The organism is Synechococcus sp. CCY 9618, assembly GCF_019038415.1.
Taxonomy (GTDB): Bacteria; Cyanobacteriota; Cyanobacteriia; order PCC-6307; family Cyanobiaceae; genus Cyanobium.
On sequence record NZ_JAFKRG010000029.1, the window covers coordinates 1 to 10,355 of the forward strand.

At 63.4% G+C, this 10,355-nt stretch carries 8 protein-coding genes and 2 pseudogenes; 5 read left to right on the plus strand and 5 right to left on the minus strand.

Going from position 1 to position 10,355, the window contains the following annotated elements:
* Positions 1-193 precede the first annotated feature (193 nt).
* The 4 genes and pseudogenes from KUG41_RS06715 to KUG41_RS06735 all read right to left on the minus strand — a co-directional run bounded on the left by KUG41_RS06715 (position 194) and on the right by KUG41_RS06735 (position 6,029).
* A complete protein-coding gene (locus KUG41_RS06715; protein WP_216902422.1) occupies positions 194-2,557 on the minus strand; it encodes an AAA family ATPase in 2,364 nt (787 codons plus the stop codon).
* A 237-nt stretch (positions 2,558-2,794) separates the two neighbouring features.
* Positions 2,795-3,448 (minus strand): restriction endonuclease subunit S, encoded by a 654-nt coding sequence (locus tag KUG41_RS06720; RefSeq protein ID WP_254216919.1) that lies wholly within the window; start codon positions 3,446-3,448, stop codon positions 2,795-2,797.
* Positions 3,449-3,519: 71 nt separating this feature from the next.
* A pseudogene (locus KUG41_RS16090) lies at positions 3,520-4,050 on the minus strand (restriction endonuclease subunit S); the annotation flags it as partial.
* Positions 4,047-6,029, minus strand: a pseudogene (locus tag KUG41_RS06735) (N-6 DNA methylase). The pseudogenes KUG41_RS16090 and KUG41_RS06735, both read right to left, overlap by 4 nt.
* On the opposite strand from KUG41_RS06735, the gene KUG41_RS06740 reads away from it, so the two are divergent.
* The 3 genes from KUG41_RS06740 to pdxH all read left to right on the plus strand — a co-directional run bounded on the left by KUG41_RS06740 (position 6,021) and on the right by pdxH (position 7,209).
* The gene (locus tag KUG41_RS06740; protein WP_216902432.1) at positions 6,021-6,317 is read left to right on the plus strand and encodes a nucleotidyltransferase family protein; all 297 of its coding nucleotides are present in this window, start codon (positions 6,021-6,023) and stop codon (positions 6,315-6,317) included. The pseudogene KUG41_RS06735 and the gene KUG41_RS06740 overlap by 9 nt on opposite strands.
* 69 nt (positions 6,318-6,386) lie before the next feature.
* Positions 6,387-6,509, plus strand: a complete 123-nt coding sequence (locus KUG41_RS15805; protein WP_256438914.1) for a hypothetical protein — start codon at positions 6,387-6,389, stop codon at positions 6,507-6,509.
* Positions 6,510-6,537: 28 nt separating this feature from the next.
* Positions 6,538-7,209, plus strand: coding sequence for a pyridoxamine 5'-phosphate oxidase (gene pdxH / locus KUG41_RS06745; RefSeq protein WP_216902434.1), 672 nt, complete (start codon positions 6,538-6,540; stop codon positions 7,207-7,209).
* Positions 7,210-7,261: 52 nt separating this feature from the next.
* On the opposite strand, the gene KUG41_RS06750 is transcribed toward pdxH, so the two are convergent.
* Entirely contained in the window at positions 7,262-7,909 is a 648-nt protein-coding gene (locus tag KUG41_RS06750) for a methyltransferase domain-containing protein (protein WP_216902443.1), read from the minus strand.
* A 30-nt stretch (positions 7,910-7,939) separates the two neighbouring features.
* Between KUG41_RS06750 and KUG41_RS06755 the strand changes: the two genes are divergently transcribed.
* The gene (locus KUG41_RS06755) at positions 7,940-9,103 is read left to right on the plus strand and encodes an exonuclease SbcCD subunit D (protein ID WP_216902445.1); all 1,164 of its coding nucleotides are present in this window, start codon (positions 7,940-7,942) and stop codon (positions 9,101-9,103) included.
* Positions 9,100-10,355, plus strand: a 1,256-nt coding sequence (locus KUG41_RS06760) for an AAA family ATPase (RefSeq protein WP_216902447.1), incomplete at its 3' end; no start/stop codon positions are given. The genes KUG41_RS06755 and KUG41_RS06760, both read left to right, overlap by 4 nt.

Genomic DNA, 10,355 nt, shown 5'->3' on the forward strand with positions numbered 1-10,355 from the left:
GGGGCGTACGCCTATGGAAGTCCTCCAGCAATGGAAAGCGGCCTGATCACCCCACCAGCTCTCATAGGAACTGGACCACTGATGGGGGTCACGTCACTCGGCTTCCTCCTGGGACACAATCGACCACCCGATGGCCTCGGCGTAGGCGAGGATTCGGGATTGGACGGTCTTGTGTTCTCCGGGTTTGGGCATGCTATTTCCCTTTGATGAGTTTGTGCTTCTCGCAACGCGCCAGCAGGCTGCAGAGTCCGCTGCTGAAATCATGGGCTTGATCGAATGTCACCTCAAGCCGCCCAGGGTTGTTGTGGCTGAGAAAGTTGATGAGGTCCCCTTGGCCAAGAACCCTTGCGATGTCTATCCCAATCGCAACTTCATTGGATGGTTCGGCCTTAACCAACAGCTTCCGTAACTCGTCGGCAATGCCAGCGAGGACGAAGTCTCCTGCGGTGTACTTCCCGTCCGACTTAAACCGCACTCTCAGTTCTACCTTTGCCGAAGTGCGGGTTAGAAAGTCTTCGAGGACGACGCGAAATGGCCCGCCTAAATTTCGGTAGTTTGCTTCCGTCAGATTCTCCGCGATGAACTCCCAAGAGCTATCAGACACGGAAAGGACCGGTCCGGTGTCCACAGTCCAGCCGTTCATCTGAATATATTGCCACTGATTCTGCAGCCCCATGGCTCGGGCGCTCGACTGCAGAAGCTCGTTCCAATGCTCATCGTGGGTGGTCAGGATGATCTGGAAGTCCTTGAACTCGGTGAACAACAACTCACCGACACGTCGTCTGTGCTCCTTGTCGATGCTCGTCAGCACATCATCAAGCACTAGAAGAGTTCCCGGAGGATTGAAAATGCGAACAGCCGCGAGAAACAGACAAAGGCCGAGAGAATCAAGATGTCCCTCGCTCAAGAAAGCGCGCGGGTCCTTCGAGTTCGCCAGACCCAAGAACTGAATGGCAAGCCGCAGTCCCCCCGCGGCCGCCCGAGAGGTCGGTTTCAATTCAAGCGCGGTGCATTCCGATACTTCACCTCCATGGGCGAAGTCATGCAGAACCTTGTAATACTCCTGCACCTTGCCCGAGATCTTTGTGAATACTTGTTGGATCGCACCTTCCCGAGCCGAGGAGAAGCACTCTCTTGAAATAGTCGTCCGGCGGAGGATTTCTATGGACCCCGCTACCGCTGATTCGGCCTTCTCTACATCTTGCCAAGAGGCCAGTCCCCGTTCCAGAAGGGCAATAGCAGTCTCTAGCTTTGTAGAGTCTGGTGGGACCAAGTCGTCTTTTTGCTTTTTCAGAGCGACCGCTACCGCTTTTCGAATCACAGCAATGGTCTGAAGATCACCGGAAACTGCCAAATCCTCCGCAAAGTCCTCCTTACCCGCGTGGGCAAGGAGCCGGGTAAGCCGTAGCGCCTTTGCTCGTGCATTTCTTAACTCAGCTTGAGTGGCAGCCTCGAACAAGTCGGAATGTGTCAAGTCATTCTTGAGCAGTTCCGCAACTGAGACTGCGTATTGTCTGATGCGTCCAAGGGCAGCGGTTCGATTAGTCTTCGCGTTACTCAACTCCTGAAGTGCAGCGCCTCGTTCTTTGAGCCGGGCGAGCAACGTATCCAACGGTTGCTCAAATTTAGATTCACACAGGGGGCAATGTTTCTCGTCTTTAAATCTAGCTAAGTAGCTCCTTCCTTCCTCAATGATCCTGCTGCGCGGAGCATCGACAGAGGAAGCGGCCAACTCGGCAATTTTCACACGTAAGTCGTTGACGGCCTTTACATCGGCGTCGGACACAGTTGCGAGGGGCGTTTCGATGCTGACCAAGGCGCGGGTGAGTGCGTCGATCTTCTCTCGATTGGCTTGAGGCCTCTTCTCCTTGAGCAGTTGAAGCCGAGATTCCAAATCTTCCCACTTGTCGATCTTGTCTAAATCGAATGCTTCAACGGTTTTCGCTATCTGAGTAAAGACCTGTGCGAGGTTTGTGGGCAAGAATCCAAGAACAGGGTCGTTAAACACCGCGAGCTTTGTCCGATGGCCTGTCCGCGCTCGATCGGAAGCTGTGCTCGCTTGGCGTTCTGCTTCGACGAAACCCCGTTGAAGCCGATCCACCTTTGTAATCCCGAGGAGTTGAACAAACTTCTGGTACCGGTCCGCATCTTGATCACAAACGAAGTCCAGGATTTTCGCACGACGGAGAACGAAGCCATCAACCGTTGGGTGCTGTGCGAAGAAGTCTTTAACCGCCTGCCGTTCGGTGATCTCAATCGAATCAGAGGATAGCTTTCGGGAAATCTCTCCATTCGATGGACTAAGGGCCAAGACCACCCTTGGATCCCCGCCAGTCTTGACGTTTCTCACCGCGTCGTCGTGCGAGATGCTACCTGTTCCAACACCTGTGAAACGTGCGATTTGACCCGAAAAGACAAATTCTATCCCGTCAACTAAGGCGCTCTTGCCTTTACCGTTCGTGCCTAGGAGCAAGAGACTCTTTCCCTTGAGCTTGAATTCGTTGGCGGGCAGGCCGCGGAAATGCTCAAACTTGATCAGCCGAACATTCTCACTCATGGCTCACCTCCTCTTTCAAGGGATCGTTCTTGGAAGCGGCCGCGACGATCTCAGCTGCTGTTGGGGCTTCCGATTCCAGCAACTCGACCAATGCTTCCTGCGCGGCGGGTGGAAGTGAGTCCTTCGAGCTGAGTTCCGAAGCGAATCGAGTCGAGAGGTCCTGAAACAATTCCGCGCGGAGATCCGATGGCAGTGGCGGTTGCTCTGGTTGGGGAGGAGTCGCCGATTCCATACTTGCTATGCAGGAAGAAGGGATTGAATATCAAGTTCACGAACGCTTGTCTTGGCGGTCATCAGTTCGTGAAGGAGGGTGCGGAACAGGTCTTGGAGTTGAGATTTCTTGCGCTGCGCTAAGTCGCGCCTGCTGTCACATGTAAACAGCACCTCGGCGATCCCTGACTGCTCCTCCTTGGCCGGGCACGCCAGGTTAATGCTGCCAAGTTGAGCGCGGTTGATCTTTGGTATACCCGTTCGATCTTGAAACGACATTGCAGCTTTTTTGAAGTCGTCTGATAGGAGGTAGTAGAACAGGAAATCCCGGATGAAATGGGATTCGGACCGGAGAGGATACATATCAGCACTACACGTTCCCTCGAAATCGGGAAGCGCCACTTTGTTCAGGTAGGGTCGTATTTTCGAGTAGAGAACATCATCCGGGGTGAAGTAGTAGTTTCCGCTGGAGATCTTCAGTTCGCCATTCGTGCACAGCTTTACAAGCCGGCCAGTATCGCTCTCGATGTTCTCAGACCCAACATGCATCATGTCGACAAACGGGTTCTGTCTTGGATCGACTTGCCCGTTTTTGATGCTGACGCTATCGATGAATGCCACCACCTCCCAACTCTCGGGGATTGGACCGATTTCAGTCTCCTTTTGAGGCTCCTCGCGCAACCCTTCAGTGAATAACTTGTGCATGAGGGCCTTTTCAGCTCGGTGGTGGTCAGAATGATCCGCTCCTGCGATTCGATCGCTCGCTGCACCGTCGAAAGGATGTTCGCGATCTTCTTCTGCTCAGGGAGTGGGGGGATTGGGAGCTGGAACGACGAAACAATCCCCTTGTTAATGTTTTTCTGCGTTGACTCCACATTCAAGCGAGCCAAGTGTTTTTTGTGGGCTTGCAGGCAGAACGATAGATACTCTAGGTCGTAATCCTCACGCGGGACAATTGCGAGGATCGCCTGATTGGTTGCGACAGGAAACGTAGTAATGACCGTGGCCCCGATTGTCGCATACATTGAAAGCAGCAAGGTGTTTTCTGGCACTATCCAAGCGCTGCATGACTCGAGGCCTTCGCGTGTGATCGTTTCTTTGGTTGACTTAAGATAAACACCACTGCTGGTCATGTCGTCAATCAAGACGAAGGGGATATCCCCGCCGAAATTGCTTTTGTTTTGCCTGCTTGGAGTTCCACCAGCTTTTAACTTGGTCGCCAGTTCGTCCATGCGAGTAAGAGTCCACTCGCTGGGAATTTGAAAGTCAGGCCACTCGTTCATATTCCTAGTTTCTCCAGAATCTCCTTCAAGGCCCTGTCCGTCTCCCGCGCTTCGGATTCGATGGCGTTCAGTTCCTCAACGATCTCCGCGATGGGCCGGTATGTTTCGGCGTCGCTGGTGTGGATGTAGCGGCTGGGGGAGATATTGTAGTCGTTTTTCTTCAGCTCAGCGTGATCCAAGATGCGGCTGAGCTTGTCCTCTTCCTGCCACCCGATGAGGGTGTCGGCGATGCGCTGGATACCTACGTCGGGAATGAAGTTCTTGGGGTCGCCCTTTTCGAACACCTGGCTGGCGTTCACCAGGAACACCTTGCCCTGGCGCTCCTCTGCCTAGGCCTTGTTCAGGAACAGCACGATGCCTGGAGCCGTGGTGTTGTAAAAAAGGTTGTCGGGAAGGTAGAGCACGCTCTCGATCAGGTCGTGGTCCACGAACCACTGGCGCACAATCTTTTCCTTGTTGGTGCCGGTATTGCCCGAGCCGCGGGAGACGGCGCCGGTGTCGAGCACCACGGCGGCACGGCCGTTGGCCTTGAGGCTGGCGTACATGTGCTGCACCCAGCCCCAGTCGGCCGACGACTTGCCGGGGAAACCGGCCCCCGGTGGAAAGCGGTCGAATTCGTCGCTGTCGTAGTCGGCCTCGGTGAACCAGTCCTGGTTCCACATCGGATTGGCCACGACGCGATCGAACGTACGCAGTTTGCCCGCTGAGTTTTTGAACCAGGGCTTCTTGAAGGTGTCGCCGATCTCGATCTGGCCCTCCAGGTCGTGGATGATCATGTTCATGTTGGCCATCGCCCAGGTTTCGGGCACATACTCCTGGCCGAACAGCTTCAGCGGTGCGATGGCGGCGCCGTTCGAGCCCCGCACGCTCTCTTCCATGGCGATTTCGCATTTCACCAGCAGACCGCCGGAGCCACAGCAGGGGTCGTAGATCTCCATGCCGGGCCCCGGCTGCAGCACCTTGCTCATGATGCTGGCCACCTCGGGCGGGGTATAGAACTCACCAGCGCTCTGGCCGCTGCCCTCGGCGAACTTGCGGATCAGGTATTCGTAGCTCTTGCCGATGATGTCGGCCTCCACGTCGCTCAGCCCCAGGCGCTTTGTGCTGATCGCCTCGATCAGGTTGGAGAGGCGGTCGTCGTCGAGGTCGCGCTGGCCGTGGGTGGTGGCGTTGAAGTCCACCCGGTCGATGATGCCCTGAAGCAGTGGGTTCTCCCGGGCGATGGCCCGCATCTGGGTGGTGACCCCTTCGCCGATCTTGTCCGACAGCTTGCGGATCACGCTCCACACCGGCTGCTCCGGGTCGCCCGGCACCAACGGCAGGTAGAAGCGCACCAGCTTGGGATCGGCAGCCACCAGCTGGAACGCCTTCTGGCGCGAGCCCACCTCGGCCGCGATGCGGTTCAGCTCGTCGTCGAACACATCGCAGAGCCGCTTGGTGAAGATCAGCGGCAGGATGTAGTCCTTGTATTTCGGTGCGTCCTTGGCGCCACGGATCGAGCAGGCGGCGTCCCAGATCCAGGATTCGAGGGATTTGTCTTTGGTGGTGCCGTTGCTGGCGCCCTTGGGCTTGCGGCCGTTGCTGGAGGGGGTGGGTTGCTGGGCCACGGGTTCGGCGTCGGCCAGCGACACGCTGTCGCTGCGGCCCCGGCCGCGCACCACGATTCCCTTGCGAGCCAGTTCCGACTTCACCTCCTCGTAGAGGGTCTCATCCCAGCCGAGCGCCTCGCGCAGGGCGGGGTTCTTGGCGGGGCTGCCGGCCTGCTCCAGGGCCTCGAGGAAGTCGTTGAGCTGATCCGGATCGGGCACTGGTGGATCAGGTTTGGCGTCGCTCTGGGGAGTCTGCCTGCGGCCGCGCAGTTTTGGGAGGGCCCGAGAATGTAGAGGGGTACTGCGGGGCGATGAGAAGCTGTAGCCAGGTGACGCTCCTACCCTGTTCCCATGGACGATGTTGCTCCGCTCCAGCCCTAGTTGGCCCATCGGCTGGAACCCCTGCGCGACTTGTGCACCCGCTACAGCGTTGAACGCCTTGACGTGTTCGGCTCAGCGGTGAAGGGCCGGTTCAACCCCGCCAGCAGCGACCTCGACTTCATCGTGCGAATGACTGGTCAGCGGGAACGGGGCTACGCCCGGCGTTTCTGTTCCTTCGCCGATGCCTTGGTGTCCCTGTTCGGTCGTCCAGTGGATCTGTTGACGGAATCCATGATCCACAACCCCTACTTCCGCCAGGACGTCGACGCATCTCGCCGGATTCTGCTGGAACTCTGAAAGATGATGGCCTTGGCCCAGCCGGGCATGACTCCACACTCAAACTGGTTGGCAACTGGTTGGACTCCCATGCGCCCCGTCAGTGACCTCGAGGCCAGGACGCTCCTGGCGGCACGGCTGAAAACCTTCAGCCAGGGCCAGAGCCTTGGTGGCGTCGCTGTGGCGGAGCTGCGGGATGCCGGCCGCCGCTGAACCGACAGCTGCGCCCCCTCACCAAGGCATGAACGAGCCCCCCACCGATCCCGCCCAGCTGCGCCGCGACTACCGCCGCGCCGAACTGCGGCGGGGCGATCTGGCGGCCGATCCGGTGGAGCAGTTCCGCCGCTGGTTCGATCAGGCGCTGGCGGCCGAACTGAGCGAGCCCAACGCCATGGTGCTGGGCACCAGCGACGGCCGCCGCCCCAGCAGCCGCACCGTGCTGCTCAAGGCCTTCGACCCGCGGGGCTTCGTCTTCTTCACCCATTACGAGAGCCGCAAGGCCAGAGAGATCGCCGCCCACCCCCAGGTGAGCCTGCTGTTTCCCTGGTACGGGCTGGAGCGTCAGGTGGCGATTCTGGGCCGGGCCGAGCGCATCGGCGCCGCCGAATCGCTGGCCTACTTCCTCTCCCGTCCCCATGGCAGCCGGCTGGGGGCCTGGGTGTCGCAGCAGAGCGCCGTGATCGGCTCCCGCTCGATCCTGGAGGCCCAGTGGGAGGCGATGAAGCGCCGCTTCGCCGACGGCGAGGTGCCCCTGCCGCCGGCCTGGGGCGGCTTCCGGGTGGTGCCGGAGGAGTTCGAGTTCTGGCAGGGCCGGCAGAACCGGCTCCACGATCGTTTCCGCTACCGGCCCAGCGAGCCCGAGGAGGGCGGGAGCAGTGGCGGGGCCTGGAGCATCGAACGGCTGGCGCCCTGACGAGCGCGCGCCGCTGCGGGTCGCCATGTCCTGGAACCGGGGGTCGATCGGATCAGGGCTGGGCTGGGCGGAGGCGCCACAGGCCCAGCCATTCGTCCTGACGCTGGTCCACCGAACCGCTGGCCGGCTCCCAGAGCTCTGCCACCAGACCCGCCCGGCCCAGCTGGACTTCCACGGCCTGCGGGTCACTGCCCCAGGGCGGACCACCCAGCCTGCGGTGGCACCAGAACAGTCCCAGCAGCCAGCCGCCCGGAGCCAGCAGGCGGCGGACCGTGGCCAGATAAGCGTCGCGCTGTTCTGGATCGATGGCGCAGAAGCAGGTGTGCTCCACGATCCCCGTGAGGCTTCCGGCAGCCAGACCCGCCGCCTCCAGGGCCTGCTGGTCAAACAGGTCGGCCTGCAGCCAGCGCAGGCGGTCCCGGTCGTGGCCGTGGCGGGCACGGGCCTCGGCCAGGGCCTCGCCGCTGAAATCCAGGCCGATGGCGGCGAAGCCGAGCTCTTCCAGCAGGGCGGCCTCATGGCCGCGGCCACAGCCCGGCACCAGCACCTGGCCCGGTGGCTGGGGGGCCAGCGGGTGCGTGCGTAGAAACCGCTCCAGCGGCGGGGCGGGCCGGCCCAGCTCCCAGCCGTCCGTTCCCTGCCGGTAGCGCTGGTCCCAATGGCCTGGCTCAGCGGTGGGTGCCGGCGTGGAGGGGTTCATGGCTCCAGCATGGCCCCCTAGCCTGGCCCGATGCGCCTGCTGCACACCTCCGACTGGCACCTGGGCCGGAGTTTCCACGGGGCCTCGCTGCTGGAGGAGCAGGCCGCAGCCATCGAGCGGATCGCGGAGCTGGCGGCCGAGCACGCCGTCGATGCGGTGCTGATCGCCGGCGACCTCTACGACCGGGCCATCCCGCCGGCCGAGGCGGTGGCCCTGTTCAACCACGCCCTGGCCCGGCTGAGTGCGGGCGGCACCGCCGTGATCGCCATCGCCGGCAACCATGATTCCCATGTGCGGGTGTCGGTGTACGACCCGCTGCTCTCCGCCTTCCAGGTGACGATCCGCGGCGACGTGCAGCGGGCCCACGAGCCGGTGCTGGTGACGCCCCGCTCAGGGGGAACGCCCGTGGCCATCTATCCCCTGCCGTACCTGGAGCCGGCGGTGGACGGGCCCGCCCTGGCCGGCGAACCGCTGCGGCTGCGCCACGAGGAGGTGACCCGGCTGGCCATCGGCCGGATCCGTGCCGATCTGCAGGGCCGGCCGAACCACCGCTCGGTGCTGGTGGCCCACACCTTCGTGGCCGGCGGCACCAGCTCCGAATCGGAGCGGGAGCTCACCATCGGCAACGTCGACCGGGTGAGCGTGGCCACCTTCGCCGGCTTCGACTACGTGGCCCTGGGTCACCTGCACGGCGCCCAGGAGCTGGACGGCCCCCGGGTGGCCTACTCGGGCACCCCCCTGGCCTATTCCTTCTCCGAGCAGCAGCACATCAAATCCGTGCGGATCGTGGAGCTGGCGGCAGACGGCACCCCATCGGTGCAGGTGGTGCCCCTGGGGGTGGGCCGGCCCCTGTGCACCCTCACCGGTCCGATCGAGGAGCTCTGCACGGCGCCCGAACACGCCGCCGCCGCCGGCGCCCGGGTGCGGGCGATCCTCACCGACGAGTCCCTGCCCCTGCAGGCCATGGCCCGCCTGCGGGCCCGCTTCCCCCACATCGCCGAGCTGCGCCACGAACCGCCGCAGGTGGCCCGCGCCAGCGGCTCCGAGCGCCACCGCCAGGTGCGCCAGGCCCGCTCGCCCCAGGAGCTGACGGCGGCCTTCTTCGCCGACCAGCAGGGCCGCCCCGCCAGCGCCCAGGAGGCCGAGCTGCTCCAGGCCGCCCTGCGGGCGGCGGACAAGGGAGGGGAACGGTGAAGCCCCACCAGCTGCGGATCGAGGCCTTCGGGCCCTACGCCGATCCGGTGGCGATCGACTTCGACAGGCTCGCCGCCGAGGGCCTGTTCCTGATCCACGGCAGCACCGGCGCCGGCAAGACCTTCCTGCTCGATGCCCTCTGCTTCGCCCTCTACGGCGAGGTGTCCGGGGAGCGCAGCGTCAAGGGACTCCGCTCCGACCACGCCGCGCCGGGGGCCACGCCCCGGGTGGACCTCACCTTCTCCTGCGGCGAGGCCCGCTACCGGGTGGAGCGGGTCCCGGGGCATTCGGCGCCGAAGGCCCGGGGCCAGGGCTTCACCGACAAACCGCCCCAGGCCTTCCTGTTCCGGCTCGGCGCCGGCGGCGAGGAGCAGGCCGTGGCCGCGAAGACCACCGAGGTGACCCGGGAGGTGGAGCACCTGGTGGGGCTCAGCGCTGCCCAGTTCCGCCAGGTGATCCTGCTGCCCCAGGGCCGCTTCGCCGAGGTGCTGCGGGCCAAGGCCGAGGAGCGCGAGAACCTGCTGAAAACCCTCTTCGACACGGAGATCTACCAGCGGGCCGGCTGGTGGCTGGAGGACCAGGCCAAGGCGGCGCGTCAGGAGCGCGACAGCCAGGCCCAGGCCCAGGCGGTGCGGCGGGAGCAGGCGGCCCATGCCTGGGCCCCCCACGCCCCGGCGCCGCCCGAAGGCAGCGAAGCGCCACCACCCCCGGACGACCAGGCCGCCCTCGAGGCCCTGGTGGAGCAGATCGGCGCGGTGCTGCAGAACAGCCAGGCGGCCCTGGGGCAGGCCACCGCCACACTCCAGGGGGCCCAGAGCCGCCAGGCGGAGCTGGACGCACTGGCGGTCCGCTGGGAGCGGCGGGCGGAGGCCGCCGCCAGGCTGAGCCAACGGGAAGGCCAGCGCCAGGACGTGGAGACCTTCCGCCAGCGGCTGCGCCTGGCCGAGCAGGCCGAGGGCCTGCGCCCCAGCCTGGAGGCCGAAGCCGCCGCCCGCAGCGCCCTGGCCCAGGTGGAACAGGAACTCCAGGGGCAGCTGCGAACGGCCATCCGGGCCCGCGATGGCGCCCGTGCCTTGCCGAACTCCCTGGTGCTGCTGGATCTGCTGGCGTTGCCCACGGCTGAGGCCCTGGGCAACGCCGGCGCCGACCTGGCCGCCCGCGGCGCCGAGGTGCGGGAGCTGCAGAAGAAGGCCGCCGAGGCCGCCGAGGCCCGGGGCCGGGCCGCCGCCGCCCGCCAGCGGGCCGGGGAGGC